Origin of the sequence: Cupriavidus gilardii (assembly GCF_008801915.1) — a bacterium.
GTDB lineage: Bacteria > Pseudomonadota > Gammaproteobacteria > Burkholderiales > Burkholderiaceae > Cupriavidus > Cupriavidus gilardii.
Genome location: NZ_VZOV01000011.1, coordinates 25,436 through 40,177, shown reverse-complemented (window position 1 = coordinate 40,177; position 14,742 = coordinate 25,436). Strand labels below are relative to the sequence as shown.

Here is a 14,742-nt window from a genome sequence, read left to right as displayed (position 1 = left end):
AGCCTCGCGGCTGCCTTTTTCCTTCGCGCTGACGAAAAAGCAACGCCCGAACCGGTCCTGCTTACTTCTTCCGGCGCAGACGCGCGATGGCCGCCAGCTGGGCAGCGGCGACCGCCAGCTCGCTCTGCGCACGCGCCAGATCGAATTCGCTGCTCTGGTTCTGCAGCAGCTCCTCGGCCGCGCGCTTTGCTTCCTGCGCCTTGGCCTCGTCGAGGTCGGCGCCACGGATCGCGGTGTCGGCCAGCACGGTGACGTGCTTGGGCTGGACTTCCAGAATGCCGCCGGCGACGAACACGAACTCTTCGCTGCCGTCTTCCTTCTCGATCCGCACCGCACCCGGATGGATGCGCGTGATCAGCGGCGTGTGTCCGGGCAGGATGCCCAGCTCACCCGACTCGCCCGGCAGCGCCACGAACTTCGCCTGGCCGGAGAAGATCGAGGCTTCCGCGCTGACGACGTCTACAAGAATGGTTGCCATGTGAATTCCTTTGTCCAGTCGCTTCGCTTGCAACGGCGGCGCGCCCGTGCACGCAGACCGTGCCGGCGCGCCGTCGCATGGCGAGGCTTACTGGAGCTTCTTGGCCTTCTCGAAGGCTTCGTCGATCGAGCCGACCATGTAGAACGCCTGCTCGGGCAGGTGATCGCACTCGCCGTCCACCAGCATCTTGAAGCCGCGGATGGTTTCCTTCAGCGGCACGTACTTGCCCGGCGAACCCGTGAACACTTCCGCGACGTGGAAGGGCTGCGACAGGAAACGCTGGATCTTCCGTGCACGCGCCACGGCCAGCTTGTCTTCCGGCGACAGTTCGTCCATGCCCAGAATCGCGATGATGTCGCGCAGTTCCTTGTAGCGCTGCAGCGTCTGCTGGACGCGGCGGGCCACTTCGTAGTGCTCGGTACCGACGATCTGCGGGTCCAGCTGACGCGAGGTCGAGTCGAGCGGGTCGACGGCGGGGTAGATACCCAGCGCGGCGATGTCACGCGACAGCACGACGGTCGAGTCCAGGTGCAGGAAGGTGGTAGCAGGCGACGGGTCGGTCAGGTCATCCGCCGGCACGTACACGGCCTGGATCGAGGTGATCGAGCCGGTCTTGGTCGACGTGATGCGCTCCTGCAGCTTGCCCATTTCTTCGGCCAGCGTCGGCTGATAGCCCACGGCGGAAGGCATACGGCCCAGCAGTGCCGACACTTCGGTACCGGCCAGCGTGTAGCGGTAGATGTTGTCGACGAAGAACAGGATGTCGCGGCCTTCGTCGCGGAAGCGCTCTGCCATGGTCAGGCCGGTCAGCGCCACGCGCAGACGGTTGCCCGGCGGCTCGTTCATCTGGCCGAACACCATGGCCACCTTGTCGAGCACGTTCGAGTCCTTCATTTCGTGGTAGAAGTCGTTCCCTTCACGGGTACGCTCGCCCACGCCGGCGAACACCGACAAGCCGCTGTGCTGCTTGGCGATGTTGTTGATCAGCTCCATCATGTTGACGGTCTTGCCGACGCCGGCACCGCCGAACAGGCCGACCTTGCCGCCCTTGGCAAACGGGCAGACCAGGTCGATCACCTTGATGCCGGTTTCGAGCAGGTCGACCGAAGGCGACAGCTCGTCGAACTGCGGGGCCTTCTGGTGAATCGCGCGCACTTCGTCCGCGGCGATCGGGCCGGCTTCGTCGATGGGACGACCCAGCACGTCCATGATGCGGCCCAGCGTGCCGTGGCCGACCGGCACCGAAATCGGCGCGCCGGTGTTCTTCACGGCCATGCCGCGGCGCAGGCCGTCGGACGAGCCCAGCGCGATGGTACGGACCACGCCGTCACCGAGCTGCTGCTGCACTTCGAAGGTCAGGCCCTTCTCGGCGAACGACGCTTCGTTGCTCTCTTCCAGCACCAGCGCGTCGTACACCTTCGGCAGCGCGTCGCGGGGGAACTCGATGTCCACCACGGCGCCAATACACTGCACAATATTTCCGATACTCATTTCGTATCTCCGATAGCTTGAATTCTTGACGCCCAGTCTCGTCAGTTACACGGCTGCCGCACCGCTGACGATTTCCGACAATTCCTTGGTGATCGCTGCCTGGCGGGTCTTGTTGTAGTCCAGCTGCAGTTCTGCAATCACGTTCTTGGCGTTGTCGGACGCCGCCTTCATGGCCACCATGCGTGCCGATTGCTCGGACGCCATGTTCTCGGCCACGGCTTGGTACACCAGCGCTTCGACGTAGCGGACCAGCAGGTCTTCCACCACCGTCTGGGCGTCGGGCTCGTAGATGTAATCCCACGAGTAAGCGCGCTTTTCCTCTTCGGTCTGCGCCATCCGCTCGGCGGACAGCGGCAGCAGCTGCTCGACCATCGGCTCCTGCTTCATGGTGTTGACGAACTTCGTGTACGCCAGGTACACGGCGTCCACCTCACCATTGGTGAAGGCGTCGAGCTGGACCTTGATCGCGCCGATCAGCTTTTCCAGATGCGGCGTATCGCCCAGGTGCACCACGTGCGAGACCACCTTGGCGCCAACGCGGCCCAAGAACTGCATGCCCTTGGTGCCGATCGCGGTGCTTTGCACCTGCACACCGCGGTTCTGCCATTCGCGCAGTTCGTTGGTGACGGCGCGCAGCACGTTGGTGTTCAGGCCGCCGCACAGCCCCTTGTCGGTCGTCACCACGATCAAGCCGGCGCGCTTGACTTCGCGCGCCTGCAGGAACGGATGCTTGAACTCCGGGTTGGCCGTGGCCAGGTGCGCGGCAATGTTGCGCACCTTCTCGGCGTACGGACGGGCAGCCCGCATCCGCTCCTGCGCCTTGCGCATCTTGGATGCGGCGACCATTTCCATCGCCTTGGTGATCTTGCGCGTGTTCTGCACGCTCTTGATCTTGGTTCGAATCTCTTTCGTTCCGGCCATATCTTCCTCTCCAGTCGTGCCGCGCCTCCGGCTGCCGTCCCTTTCAGGCGCAGGCCGGTTGCGCGGTCCGTGGAATCACGCGGTTAGAACGCGGCGGACTTCTTGAAATCCTCGATCGCGGCACGCAGGGCGGCTTCGTCGTCCTTCGACAGATCCTTGGTGTCTTCGATACGGTTGACGAGATCGGCGTACTTGGTCTTCAGGTGGTCGTGCAGGCCCTTTTCGAACGGCAGGATGTCCTTCACTTCCACGTTGTCGAGGAAGCCATTGTTGGCGGCGTACAGCGACGCGGCCAGCTGCCACACCTGCAGCGGCTGGTATTGCGGCTGCTTGAGCAGTTCCATCACGCGGCGGCCGCGCTCGAGCTGCTTGCGGGTGGCATCGTCCAGGTCCGAGGCGAACTGCGCGAACGCAGCCAGTTCACGGTACTGGGCCAGGTCGGTACGGATACCGCCGGACAGCTTCTTGATGACCTTGGTCTGGGCGGCGCCACCGACGCGCGACACCGAGATACCGGCGTTGATCGCGGGGCGGATACCGGCGTTGAACAGGTCGGTTTCCAGGAAGATCTGGCCGTCGGTAATCGAGATCACGTTGGTCGGCACGAACGCGGACACGTCGCCGGCCTGCGTTTCGATCACGGGCAGCGCGGTCAGCGAACCGGTCTTGCCCTTGACTTCGCCATTGGTGAACTTCTCGACGTAGTCGGCGTTGACGCGCGCGGCGCGCTCCAGCAGACGCGAGTGCAGGTAGAACACGTCGCCCGGGTAGGCTTCGCGGCCCGGCGGGCGGCGCAGCAGCAGCGACACCTGGCGATAGGCCCAGGCCTGCTTGGTCAAGTCGTCATAGACGATCAGCGCGTCTTCGCCGCGATCGCGGAAGTACTCGCCCATCGTGCAGCCGGCGTAGGCGGCCAGGTACTGCATGGCGGCCGAATCCGAAGCGGCGGCGGCCACCACGACGGTGTATTCCATCGCGCCGGTCTCTTCCAGCTTGCGCACCACGTTGGCGATCGTCGAAGCCTTCTGGCCGATTGCGACGTAGACGCAGAAGACGCCCTTGCCCTTCTGGTTGATGATCGCGTCGACGGCGACAGCGGTCTTGCCGGTCTGGCGGTCGCCGATGATCAGCTCGCGCTGGCCGCGGCCGATCGGCACCATCGCGTCGATCGACTTCAGGCCGGTCTGCACCGGCTGGCTCACCGACTGGCGCGCGATCACGCCCGGGGCGACCTTCTCGATCACGTCGGTCTGCTTGGCGTTGATCGGGCCCTTGCCATCGATCGGCTGGCCCAGCGTGTTGACCACGCGGCCCAGCAGTTCCTTGCCCACCGGCACTTCCAGAATGCGGCCGGTGCACTTGACCTGGTCGCCTTCCGAGATGTGCTCGTAGTCGCCCAGCACCACGGCGCCGACAGAGTCGCGCTCGAGGTTCAGCGCCAGGCCGAAGGTGTTGCCGGGGAATTCCAGCATCTCGCCCTGCATCACGCCGGACAGGCCGTGCACGCGGCAGATGCCATCGGTCACGGAGATCACCGTGCCGGTATTGCGCACTTCAGCTTCGGCGCCAAGGCCCGAGATGCGGGACTTGATCAGCTCGCTGATTTCTGAGGGGTTCAGTTGCATCACAATGCTCCTAATTCTTCAATCCGTCGGCTGTCCGCGCATCAGGCGGTCAGCGCGGCTTGCATGGCGGCCAGGCGCGCGCGCACCGAGGTGTCCAGCACTTCGTCGCCCACCTTGACGCGAACGCCGCCGATCAGCGAGGGGTCGACCGTCACGGTCGGCACCAGCTTGCGCCCGAACTTGCGTTCGAGCGAGGCGACCAGATCGGTCAGCGGCGCGCCGTCGAGCGGGAACGCGCTGGTGATTTCGACGTCGGCCGAACCTTCTTGGGCGTTCTTCAGCGCATGGAACTGCTCGGCAATCTCCGGCAGCACGGTCAGGCGGTCGTTGTCCACCAGCAACTGCACGAAGCGGCGCGCCTCGTCGTTGACCGGAGACTTCAGCACCGACAGGAACAGTTCGGCCAGCTTGTCGCCGGGAACGTTCGGATCGTCGGCCAGCGCCTTGATCTCCGGGGTGGCCGCGACCTGCCCCATTTCCGAAACCAGCTCGGACCATGCACCCAGATTGCCGGCGTTGGCCTCGCTGGCGACGCGGAACAGCGCCTCGGCGTAGGGACGGGCAATGGTTGCGGTTTCTGCCATGATTAGAGCTCGGCCTTCAGTTGGTTGAGCAGGTCGGCGTGGACCTGCGCATTCACTTCACGCTTGAGGATCTGCTCTGCACCCTTGACGGCCAGCACGGCGACCTGGTCGCGCAGCTGCTCGCGTGCCTTGGTGACCTGCTGCTCGGCGTCCGCCTTCGCTTGCGCGATGATGCGTGCGGCTTCGGCCTGGGCGTTTTGCTTGATCTCTTCGGCGACCATCTGGGCGCGCTTCTCCGCGTCGGCGACGCGCTGCGCACCTTCGGCGCGGGCTTCGGCCAGAGCCACGTCCACGCGCTTGTTGGCCAGCTCGAGTTCGGCCTTGCCCTTTTCGGCAGCCGCGAGACCGTCGGCGATTTTCTTTGCGCGTTCGTCGAGCGCCTTCACCAGCGGCGGCCAAATGAATTTGGCGACAACCCACCACAGGATGAAGAACACGACCATCTGCGCAAAAAACGTTGCGTTCAGATTCATGGTGTGTTCCTTTCGGTAATCAAACTACAGATAAATGCGCAAAGGCGGCCAGGCTAGTGGCCTGCGCCGCCCGTCAGCATCATGCAGACCGAAAAGATTTACTGAATGACGGCCAGCAGCGGGTTGGCGAACGCGAACAGCATGGCCACACCCACACCGATCAGGAATGCCGCGTCGATCAGGCCGGCCAGCAGGAACATCTTGGTCTGCAGCGGGTTCATCAGTTCCGGCTGACGCGCGCAGGCTTCGATGTACTTGCCACCCATCAGAGCGATACCCAGGCAGGCACCGATCGCGCCCAGGCCGATGATGATGCCGATACCGATGGCGGTCAGACCCTGGATGTTGGCGAGAAATTCTTGCATGACGACTCCTTTAATTTGAGAAGAGACTTAGAACCAAAAAAACCAAAAACCAAAAAAACGGAAATCAGTGCTTGATCAGTGCTTGTCGTGTGCCTGGCCCAGATACACCAGCGTCAGCATCATGAAAATGAAGGCCTGCAGCAGCACGATCAGGATGTGGAAGATCGCCCAGACCGCGCCGGCAATCACGTGGCCGATGAAGCCCAGTGCCGACAGGTCGGCGCCGAAGGTCCACATCGAACCCAGCAGCGCGATCAGCAGGAACACGAGTTCGCCGGCGTACATATTGCCGAACAGTCGCATGCCGAGCGAAACGGCCTTGGCCAGGAATTCGATGATGTTCAGCACCAGGTTGAACGGGGCCAGGTACCACTTGCCGCCGAACGGGGCCGACAGCAGCTCGTGCGCGAAGCCGCCCGCGCCCTTGATCTTGAAGCTGTAGTAGATCATCAGGATCAGCACGGCAAACGACATGCCCAGCGTGCCGTTCAGGTCGGCGGTCGCGACGGCCTTGTGGTGCGGCAGGTGGAAGCCGAACACGCCCAGCAGGTGGTTCAGGCCGTGGACCCAGTCAACCGGGATCAGGTCGATCGCGTTCATCATGGTGATCCAGCAGAACACCATCAGTGCGAGCGGCGCGATCCACGAGCGGTCGCCGTGGATGATGCCCTTGGCCTGGTCGTCGACCATCTCGACGATCATCTCGACGAAGGCCTGGAAGCGGCCCGGCACGCCGGCGGTGACACGGCGCGCGGCCATGTACAGGAACAGCACGGCGATCGCGCCGCACAGCACCGACCAGATCACGGTGTCGTAATTGATCACGCTGAAGTCGACCACGGAGGCCTGCTTGCCGCCGATCGAATTCAGGTTCTGCAAATGTTCGGCGATATAGCCGGATGGGGTGAGCGCGTTTTCAGCGCCTTGAGCAGTTGCCATGTCGAATCGAACCGTATATTGCGAAACCTGTTTGACCGGCATTCGCCATCGCGAACACTCGGTATGCTTCTTGCACCGCCTTCGGCTCGTCGGCCGGTCACCGCAATGCAAGACGCTTCGTTACTTCCCGACGCCGCGCCCGATTCCGGATCGGTGCGACATCCAAACCTTGTTTTCTCGAAACCGGCCCTCAATTGCCCTGAATCAGAACAACGCGGCACCGGTTCGGGGCATGGCGTTCCGCAATTCGACGAAACGAATGGCTATCGAATCGCCAGCGCCACCCAGTACGTCTTCAATGCAAGCAGGAACGTGACGAGCATCGGCACCCAACGCAGATCGCGGTACAGCACCACCACCAGCACGAACAGCGCGACGGTGGCCAGGACCTTGATCGCCTCGCCGACCACCAGTCCGCCGATCGACGCACGGTCCCGCGCGAGCCACAGCCGGAAGGCAAAGAACGCGCTCGGCACGCAGCACACCGCACCGCCGAACAGCGCCGACCAGCCATACGGTCCGGCCTCGGGCCCGAACACCGCCCAGCCGATCGCCGACAACAGCGTCACCGCGACTTGCGCCAGCACCACCTTGCCTGGCGTCATCCGCGACGGCCGCAGTGCCCGTTCGCCGAACAGCGATACCGCATCGTCGTGCGACAGGGGCCGGATCGGGGCGGGACGCTCATCGTCGTCGCGCCAGTCGTCCTGATCCCAGTCATCCGGCTGACGCTCGGAAATCCGCTCGGCACGGTCGGTATTCGATCCCGCACGAGGCGGCTTGGGGTCTGTCGCCACTACAACTTGTCGGTCTGCCTGCTTGCAGTTCTGACCAGGAACTTTTCGTCCTCGGCCAGTATTCAAACCGCACGATTTTACGGGGAATGCGGATAACGAGTCAATCTGCTTACAGTTGCCTTGCAAGGTAAAACACCACAACTCTTGCTATCTCGCTTCGATCATGCTTGCGCGGATATTGCGCGGCAATGACCTGAGACGTAATCGGATTGCGTAGCAAAAAAATGGCGTCGGGGGAAGGACCCGACGCCATTCGCTTTATTCCGTTGGGCGATCATCGCCCACCCGTGATCACGCCACCTGCCGCCCCGCGGCCGGTTCGCGCAGGCGGGCGAGCACACCGTCGAGCGCATCGTTGCTGGAAAACTGGATCGTCAGCTGGCCCTTGCCGCGCGCGCCGAGCTTGATCTGCACCGGCATGCCGAGCGCGTCGGACAGCTCCTCCTCCAGCCGCGCGACGTCGCGCGCGCCTTGGCCGGTCTTCTGCTTCAGCGATTTCAGATCGAACGGCTTCAACGTCGAGGTCACCAGCTTCTCGGTCTCGCGCACCGACAGCCGCTTGTTGACGATCTGGTTGGCCAGCGTGATCTGATGCGCGCCGTCCACCGCCAGCAGCGCGCGCGCATGGCCCATGTCGAGGTCGCCTGCCATCAGCATGGTCTGCACCGGCTGCGCCAGGTTCAGCAGCCGCAGCAGATTCGACACGGCGCTGCGCGAACGGCCGACCGACTCGGCGGCCTGCTCGTGGGTGAACTTGAATTCGCGGATCAGGCGCATGATGCCTTGCGCCTCTTCCAGCGGATTCAGGTCCTCGCGCTGGATGTTCTCGATCAGCGCCATCGCCGCCGCGGCCTCGTCTGCCACGTCCTTGATCAGCACCGGCACCTTGTCCAGGCCCGCCAGCTTGGAGGCCCGGAAACGCCGCTCGCCGGCGATGATCTCGTAGCGGTCCGGCTCGGCCACGCGCCGCACCAGGATCGGCTGCATCAGGCCCTGCGCGCGGATGCTGGCGGCGAGCTCCTGCAGCGCGCCCTCGTCCATCCGCGTACGCGGCTGGTACTTGCCGGGTTGCAGCTGGTCGACGCGCAGCACGGTCGGCGCGCCCTCCTGGCGCGCCGCCTCGACGATCTCCGCCGGGCCGCCCAGCAGGGCTTCCAGCCCACGGCCCAGGCCCTTCTTCTTCGCGGTACTCATGGTGGTGGCTCCTTGCTTGCTGCCGCTCGCCGGCTCAGGCGATCTGGCCCAGTTGCTTGACGCGCGCGATCATCTCGGCGCCGAAATCGAGGTAGGCCTTGGCGCCCTTCGACGCGGGATCGAAGGCCACGCCCGGCATGCCGTACGACGGCGCCTCGGCCAGCCGGACATTGCGCGGGATCATCGTCTTGAACACCTTGTCGCCGAAATGCGCTTCCAGCTGGGCCGAGACCTGCTGCTGCAGCGTTACTCGCGGATCGAACATCACGCGCAACAGGCCAATTACCTTCAGGTCCTTGTTCAGATTCGCGTGTACCTGCTTGATCGTATTGACGAGGTCGGACAGCCCTTCGAGCGCGAAATATTCGCACTGCATCGGCACGATCACGCCATGGGCGGCGCACAGGCCGTTCAGCGTCAGCAGCGACAGCGACGGCGGACAATCGATCAGCACGAAATCGTACTCGCCTTCGACCTCGGCCAGCGCCTGCCGCAGCCGGCGTTCGCGGTGCTCGAGCTCGACCAGTTCGACTTCGGCACCGGCCAGTTCCCGGTTTGCCGGCAGCACGTCGTACTTGCCGGACTCCGAACGCTGGCGCGCCTGCGGGATCGTGGCAAAGCCGACCAGCACCTGATAGACGCTGTGCTGCAGCCCCTGCTTGTCGATACCCGAACCCATCGACGCATTGCCTTGCGGATCGAGATCGACCAGCAGCACGCGCTGCCCTTGTGCGGCAAGGCCAGCGGCGAGGTTCACCGTGGTGGTCGTCTTGCCCACCCCGCCCTTCTGGTTTGCGATCACGAATACCTTTGCCATGGGTTCTGCAGCTCCTCGCTTGTATTCAGTCGGCGCGCGCTTCGCTGCGCTCGCCACGGCGCGACAGCACCACCAGGTGGCGCTGCGCGTCCAGTTCGGGCACCGCCAGCTGCGGCACCGCTTCGACCTGCCAGGCGGACATCAGTCCGGCCTGCTCCATCTGCTCCAGCTCGGCGTGCGGATAGACTCCCTTCATCGCAATCAGGCGGCCGCCGGGCGCCAGCAGATGGCCGGCGAGCGTGACGAAATCGGCCAGTTCGGCGAAGGCTCGCGACGTGATCACGGCGAAGCCCTCGGCATCGGCCAGCTTTTCCACCGGCCCCCAATGCGCCGAAGCATTGGCCAGCCGCAGTTGCGCGCGGCACTGGGTCAGGAAGGCGGTCTTTTTCTGCACGATGTCGACCATCAGCACCGACACGTCGGGGCAGGCGATCGCCAGCGGCAGGCCCGGCATGCCGCCGCCCGAGCCGACGTCGAGCACCCTGCCCCGCGCGCCTGGCGCAACCTCGGGCCGGCGTGCGGCATCGGAAAGCGCCGGCACCGCGGCCAGCGAATCCAGCAGATGATGCGTCAGCATCTCGTCCGGATGGCGGATCGCGGTCAGGTTATAGGTGGCGTTCCATTTGCGCAGCAGCGCCAGATAGGCGAGCAGCGTCTCGATGCGGGCGCCGTCGAGCGGCAGGCCGATCGCGGCCAGGCCCGCCTCGAGGCGGCGGCGCTGCACGGCCTCGTCGACCGCGCCGTGGCGCCGCGCCTGGGATACGTGCGGACCGCTCACTCAGGCCGCCTCGCGGCCCGAGCCGGCCGTCTTGCCGCGCCCCATGCCCTTCTTCTTCAGATGTACCAGCAGCAGCGAGATCGCCGCCGGCGTGACGCCCGAGATACGCGAGGCCTGGCCCAGCGTCTGCGGACGGTGCTGGTTCAGCTTCTGGCTGACCTCGAAGCCGAGGCCGCGCACTTCGGTGTAGTCGAAGTCGTCCGGCAGCCGGGTCGATTCGTTGGCCTCCAGCTTGTCGACCTCGGCGGCCTGGCGGGCGATATAGCCGTGATACTTGATGCCGATCTCGATCTGCTCGCGGATCTGTTCGGCCTGCAGCGGGTCGTCGGCCAGCGGAGCGTCCGGCGCATGGCGGCCGCCCTGCAGCGCCATCAGCGCCTCGTAGCCGACACCCGGACGCCGCAGCAGGTCCGCCAGGCTGTATTCGCGCTCGATCGCCTTGCCCAGCAACGGCAGCGCGTCCGCCGCCGGAAGGCTTGCCGGGTTGACCCAGGTGCTCTTCAGGCGCTCTGTTTCACGTGAAACAGCGTCGCGTTTCCGGTTGAAGGCGTCCCAGCGCGCGTCGTCGACCACGCCAAGCTCCCGGCCGATCTCGGTCAGCCGCATATCGGCGTTGTCCTCGCGCAGGCTCAGGCGGAATTCGGCCCGGCTGGTGAACATCCGGTACGGCTCGGTCACGCCACGGGTGATCAGGTCGTCCACCAGCACGCCCAGGTACGCCTGGTCGCGGCGCGGCGCCCAGGCCTCGCGCTCCTGCGCATAGCGGCCGGCGTTGATGCCTGCCAGCAGCCCTTGGGCCGCGGCTTCTTCGTAGCCGGTGGTGCCATTGATCTGGCCGGCGAAGAACAGCCCGCCGATCGCCTTGCTCTCCAGCGACGCCTTCAGCGCGCGCGGATCGAAGTAGTCGTACTCGATTGCATAGCCGGGACGCAGGATATGCGCGTTCTCGAGACCGCGGATCGAATGCACGAGCTCGAGCTGCACATCGAACGGCAGGCTGGTCGAGATGCCGTTGGGATAGAACTCGTTCGTCGTCAGCCCTTCCGGCTCCAGGAAGATCTGGTGGCTTTCCTTGCTGGCAAAGCGATGGATCTTGTCCTCGATGCTGGGGCAATAACGCGGCCCCACCCCTTCGATCACGCCGGTGTACATCGGCGAGCGGTCCAGCCCACCACGGATGATCTCGTGGGTACGGGCATTGGTGTGGGTAATCCAGCACGGCAATTGTTGCGGATGCTGTTCCGGGCGCCCCAGGAACGAGAAGACCGGCACCGGATCGAGATCGCCGGGCTGTTCTTCCATCACCGAGAAGTCGATGGTACGGCCATCGATGCGCGGCGGCGTGCCGGTCTTCAGCCGGCCCTGCGGCAGCTTCAGTTCCTTGAGCCGGGCCGACAGCGTCACCGCGGCAGGATCGCCGGCGCGGCCGCCGGTGTAGTTGTCCAGGCCTACGTGGATCTTGCCGTCGAGGAACGTACCGGCGGTCAGCACCACCGCGCGCGCGCGGAAGCGGATGCCGACCTGCGTCACCGCGCCAACCACGCGATCGCCCTCGACCATCAGGTCGTCCACGGCCTGCTGGAACAGCATCAGATTCGGCTGGTTCTCCAGCCGGGTGCGGATGGCCTTGCGGTACAGCACACGGTCTGCCTGAGCGCGTGTGGCACGCACGGCCGGACCCTTGCTGGAGTTCAGAATGCGGAACTGGATGCCGGCCTCGTCGGTGGCGGCCGCCATCGCGCCGCCAAGTGCGTCGACTTCCTTGACCAGATGCCCCTTGCCGATGCCGCCGATCGACGGATTGCAGCTCATCTGCCCGAGCGTCTCGATGCTATGGGTCAGCAGCAGCGTCTGGCAGCCCATGCGGGCCGCGGCCAAGGCCGCTTCGGTGCCGGCATGGCCACCGCCGACGACAATGACATCGAATTCTTTCGGGTAAAGCATGGGGGCACCTCCTCCGGGAGGCTGGAGAGGGAAAAACGGGATGCCGAATTATACCGGCATTCATTGGGGCATTCCGGACACACGCCCGTTCCACGTGAAACATTGTGCTTCCGCGAGGGCGTGTTTCACGTGAAACAAGGCATAAGTCATATCCCGTCACCGCCTGTTTCACGTGAAACATGGGACAGCCGCTTCCGCCAGGGTGTTCCACGTGAAACAAAAAAGGCCGGGCCACCGGCCCAGCCTTTTACCGTCTCCGCGGCGATGCGACGCCACAGACCCATCCCGGGCTCCGAGGACTTATCGCTGCCGCCGCAAATAGTCTGCGACCCGCTCCAACAACCGCCCCATATCCCGCTGCACCGTGCCGAAGTTGGCATTGCGTTCCCGGGTGCGCTCGTCCATGTACAGCGGACGGCGGATCTCGATCTGCAGGCTGTGGCGGCGCTCCGCCGGCCTGCCGATCTGCGCGATCAGCTGCACGCCCTTGTACGGATCATTGCGAGCCACGGTATAGCCCATGTCGCGCAGGCCCGACTCGATCAGCCCGACAAACTCCGGATCGCAGGTCGTGCCATCGCGGTCGCCCAGCACGAAGTCCGCCAACGGATGCGGGCTGACCTTCTTCAGCCGCTCATAGGCATTGTTCGGCATCGAGTGCAGGTTCAGATGCCAGACCGCGCCGAAGCGGCGGTAAGTCGCATCCACCGCTTCCGCGAGCGCCGCATGGTACGGCCGGTAGTAGTGCTCGATCCGGTTGCGCACCTCCGCCACGCCGAGCTTGCGCGCGTAGATCGGCGTATCGGCGTCGATGTTGCGCCATACCAGGCCGAAGCCCAGCCGCGTCTTCTCTCCCGGGGCCAGCGGCTCGGGCCACGGCGCGTCCAGCAGTGCCGGGTCGAGGTCATCCGGCATCCGGTTCGGGTCGATATAGACGCGCGGGAAATTCGCGGCGATCAGCGTGCCGCCGACCGCCGGTACCGCCTCCCACAACGCGTCGACGTGGGTATCCTCCCCTTCGCGCAGCCGTGCCATCGGCACGGCGGCACCGAAGTCTTCCGGATAGCGCGTGCCGCTGTGAGGCGAATCGCAGACCAGCGGCAGCGGTTCGCCCTCGGGCAGGCGGCAGACGATGGGTTCGAACGCCGCTGCCATCAGTTCAGCTCGATCTTGGCGGCCTTGGCCACGCGCGCGTAGCGGGCCATCGCCTGCTCGATCTGGGCCTTGAACTGCTCGGGCGTGGTCGGTACCAGCGTGCCGCCGGATTCCTCGACCTTGCGCTTGAAGTCCGGGTTCTGGATCGCCTTGTGGATTGCGGCGTTCAGCTTGGCCACCACGGGAGCCGGCGTGCCCGCCGGTGCGACGATGCCGAACCAGCCGCCCTCGCCCATGTCCTTGAAGCCGAGCTCGGCGTAGGTCGGCACGTCCGGCAGCTGGGCCGAGCGGCCCGCACCCAGCACGGCCAGCGCGCGCAGTCGGCCGCCCTTGACGTGCGGCAGCGTCGACGACAGGTTGTCGGTGATCGCGTTGACCTGCCCGGCGACCGCATCGTTCAGCGCCAGGCCTGCGCCCTTGTACGGCACATGCAGCAGATCGATACCCGACAGCATCATGAAGTTCTCGATATTCACATGGCCCAGCGAGCCGGCGCCCGGCGAGGCGAAGCTGTACTTGCCCGGGTTGGCCTTGGCCAGCGCGATGAACTCCTTCATGGTCTTGGCCGGCACGCTCGGATGGACCGCGAATACGCTGGGGATCGCCACGACATTGGTGACGGGCACGAAGTCCTTGATCGGGTCGTAGCTCAGCTTCGGATAGACGGCGGGGTTCGACCCGTGCGTGCTGACCGTGGCCATTCCGATCGTGTAGCCGTCCGGTGCCGAACGGGCGACCTCGCCCATGCCGAGCGAGCCCCCTGCCCCGCCCTTGTTCTCGACCACGATCGACTGGCCGAGCTCCCGGCCGGCGTACTCGGCGACCAGGCGCGCCGACAGATCGGTGGAGCCGCCGGCGGCAAACGGCACGATCAGGCGGATCGGGCGGCTGGGATAGTTGGCCGGCGCGGCGGCGGCCGCCGCGGGCAGCAGCACGGCGGCGGCGATGGCGGTGGTGACGGTGGACAGCACAAAGCGACGACGCGTCGTCACGGCTCGATTCATGGCGATGTTCTCCTTGGAATTGCCTTGTGTTTATGTGGCGGACAGGGCCGATTGAGGGGCCAACGATGCCCCGCGACGCGTCAAGTGTCGGCCAGTTTACCGAGCGTGCACAAACGACTATATTGCACGCTTCCATTACCAAAGTTCATTGTCACGGCACCGCAGATGCGTGCCCGT

Annotated in this window: 15 protein-coding genes; all 15 read right to left on the bottom strand. The window is 65.0% G+C overall.

The window, feature by feature from the left end; genetic code table 11:
- Positions 1-61: 61 nt before the first annotated feature.
- Positions 62-478, bottom strand: coding sequence for a F0F1 ATP synthase subunit epsilon (locus F7Q96_RS14660; protein WP_006579588.1), 417 nt, complete (start codon positions 476-478; stop codon positions 62-64).
- Positions 479-565: 87 nt separating this feature from the next.
- Complete coding sequence (gene atpD, locus F7Q96_RS14655) at positions 566-1,969, bottom strand: F0F1 ATP synthase subunit beta (RefSeq protein ID WP_023264072.1); 1,404 nt, start codon at positions 1,967-1,969, stop codon at positions 566-568.
- 45 nt (positions 1,970-2,014) lie between these two features.
- Positions 2,015-2,890 carry a F0F1 ATP synthase subunit gamma gene (gene atpG / locus F7Q96_RS14650; protein WP_053822839.1) on the bottom strand — a complete coding sequence of 292 codons (876 nt, stop codon included), beginning with the start codon at positions 2,888-2,890 and terminating at the stop codon, positions 2,015-2,017.
- 83 nt (positions 2,891-2,973) lie between these two features.
- Positions 2,974-4,515 (bottom strand): F0F1 ATP synthase subunit alpha, encoded by a 1,542-nt coding sequence (gene atpA / locus F7Q96_RS14645; RefSeq protein WP_006579748.1) that lies wholly within the window; start codon positions 4,513-4,515, stop codon positions 2,974-2,976.
- Between the two features lie 41 nt (positions 4,516-4,556).
- Positions 4,557-5,099 (bottom strand): F0F1 ATP synthase subunit delta, encoded by a 543-nt coding sequence (locus tag F7Q96_RS14640; RefSeq protein WP_053822841.1) that lies wholly within the window; start codon positions 5,097-5,099, stop codon positions 4,557-4,559.
- A gap of 2 nt (positions 5,100-5,101) precedes the next feature.
- The gene (locus F7Q96_RS14635; protein WP_006579746.1) at positions 5,102-5,572 is read right to left on the bottom strand and encodes a F0F1 ATP synthase subunit B; all 471 of its coding nucleotides are present in this window, start codon (positions 5,570-5,572) and stop codon (positions 5,102-5,104) included.
- Positions 5,573-5,670: 98 nt separating this feature from the next.
- Complete coding sequence (gene atpE, locus F7Q96_RS14630) at positions 5,671-5,937, bottom strand: F0F1 ATP synthase subunit C (protein WP_006579745.1); 267 nt, start codon at positions 5,935-5,937, stop codon at positions 5,671-5,673.
- A 75-nt stretch (positions 5,938-6,012) separates the two neighbouring features.
- Positions 6,013-6,876, bottom strand: a complete 864-nt coding sequence (gene atpB, locus F7Q96_RS14625) for a F0F1 ATP synthase subunit A (protein WP_053823245.1) — start codon at positions 6,874-6,876, stop codon at positions 6,013-6,015.
- A gap of 263 nt (positions 6,877-7,139) precedes the next feature.
- Entirely contained in the window at positions 7,140-7,616 is a 477-nt protein-coding gene (locus F7Q96_RS14620) for an ATP synthase subunit I (protein WP_151022921.1), read from the bottom strand.
- Between the two features lie 348 nt (positions 7,617-7,964).
- Positions 7,965-8,867 (bottom strand): ParB/RepB/Spo0J family partition protein, encoded by a 903-nt coding sequence (locus tag F7Q96_RS14615; RefSeq protein ID WP_053822842.1) that lies wholly within the window; start codon positions 8,865-8,867, stop codon positions 7,965-7,967.
- Between the two features lie 34 nt (positions 8,868-8,901).
- A complete protein-coding gene (locus F7Q96_RS14610; RefSeq protein ID WP_006579397.1) occupies positions 8,902-9,684 on the bottom strand; it encodes a ParA family protein in 783 nt (260 codons plus the stop codon).
- A gap of 25 nt (positions 9,685-9,709) precedes the next feature.
- Positions 9,710-10,462 (bottom strand): 16S rRNA (guanine(527)-N(7))-methyltransferase RsmG, encoded by a 753-nt coding sequence (rsmG, locus tag F7Q96_RS14605; protein WP_082371577.1) that lies wholly within the window; start codon positions 10,460-10,462, stop codon positions 9,710-9,712.
- Complete coding sequence (gene mnmG / locus F7Q96_RS14600; RefSeq protein WP_053822843.1) at positions 10,463-12,406, bottom strand: tRNA uridine-5-carboxymethylaminomethyl(34) synthesis enzyme MnmG; 1,944 nt, start codon at positions 12,404-12,406, stop codon at positions 10,463-10,465. It lies immediately after the preceding gene.
- Between the two features lie 300 nt (positions 12,407-12,706).
- Positions 12,707-13,561, bottom strand: coding sequence for an N-formylglutamate amidohydrolase (locus F7Q96_RS14595; protein WP_053822844.1), 855 nt, complete (start codon positions 13,559-13,561; stop codon positions 12,707-12,709).
- Complete coding sequence (locus F7Q96_RS14590; protein ID WP_151022884.1) at positions 13,561-14,565, bottom strand: tripartite tricarboxylate transporter substrate binding protein BugE; 1,005 nt, start codon at positions 14,563-14,565, stop codon at positions 13,561-13,563. The genes F7Q96_RS14595 and F7Q96_RS14590 overlap by 1 nt, the downstream gene beginning before the upstream one ends.
- Positions 14,566-14,742: the final 177 nt, after the last annotated feature.

Excerpts from the sequence above, each read along its gene's own strand:
- F7Q96_RS14610 (WP_006579397.1), bottom strand. The coding sequence starts at position 9,684 with ATGGCAAAGGTATTCGTGATCGCAAACCAGAAGGGCGGGGTGGGCAAG.
- F7Q96_RS14595 (WP_053822844.1), bottom strand. The coding sequence starts at position 13,561 with ATGGCAGCGGCGTTCGAACCCATCGTCTGCCGCCTGCCCGAGGGCGAA.
- F7Q96_RS14640 (WP_053822841.1), bottom strand. The coding sequence starts at position 5,099 with ATGGCAGAAACCGCAACCATTGCCCGTCCCTACGCCGAGGCGCTGTTC.
- F7Q96_RS14615 (WP_053822842.1), bottom strand. The coding sequence starts at position 8,867 with ATGAGTACCGCGAAGAAGAAGGGCCTGGGCCGTGGGCTGGAAGCCCTG.
- mnmG (WP_053822843.1), bottom strand. The coding sequence starts at position 12,406 with ATGCTTTACCCGAAAGAATTCGATGTCATTGTCGTCGGCGGTGGCCAT.
- atpG (WP_053822839.1), bottom strand. The coding sequence starts at position 2,890 with ATGGCCGGAACGAAAGAGATTCGAACCAAGATCAAGAGCGTGCAGAAC.
- F7Q96_RS14590 (WP_151022884.1), bottom strand. The coding sequence starts at position 14,565 with ATGAATCGAGCCGTGACGACGCGTCGTCGCTTTGTGCTGTCCACCGTC.
- atpB (WP_053823245.1), bottom strand. The coding sequence starts at position 6,876 with ATGGCAACTGCTCAAGGCGCTGAAAACGCGCTCACCCCATCCGGCTAT.
- F7Q96_RS14635 (WP_006579746.1), bottom strand. The coding sequence starts at position 5,572 with ATGAATCTGAACGCAACGTTTTTTGCGCAGATGGTCGTGTTCTTCATC.
- F7Q96_RS14660 (WP_006579588.1), bottom strand. The coding sequence starts at position 478 with ATGGCAACCATTCTTGTAGACGTCGTCAGCGCGGAAGCCTCGATCTTC.
- atpD (WP_023264072.1), bottom strand. The coding sequence starts at position 1,969 with ATGAGTATCGGAAATATTGTGCAGTGTATTGGCGCCGTGGTGGACATC.
- atpE (WP_006579745.1), bottom strand. The coding sequence starts at position 5,937 with ATGCAAGAATTTCTCGCCAACATCCAGGGTCTGACCGCCATCGGTATC.
- atpA (WP_006579748.1), bottom strand. The coding sequence starts at position 4,515 with ATGCAACTGAACCCCTCAGAAATCAGCGAGCTGATCAAGTCCCGCATC.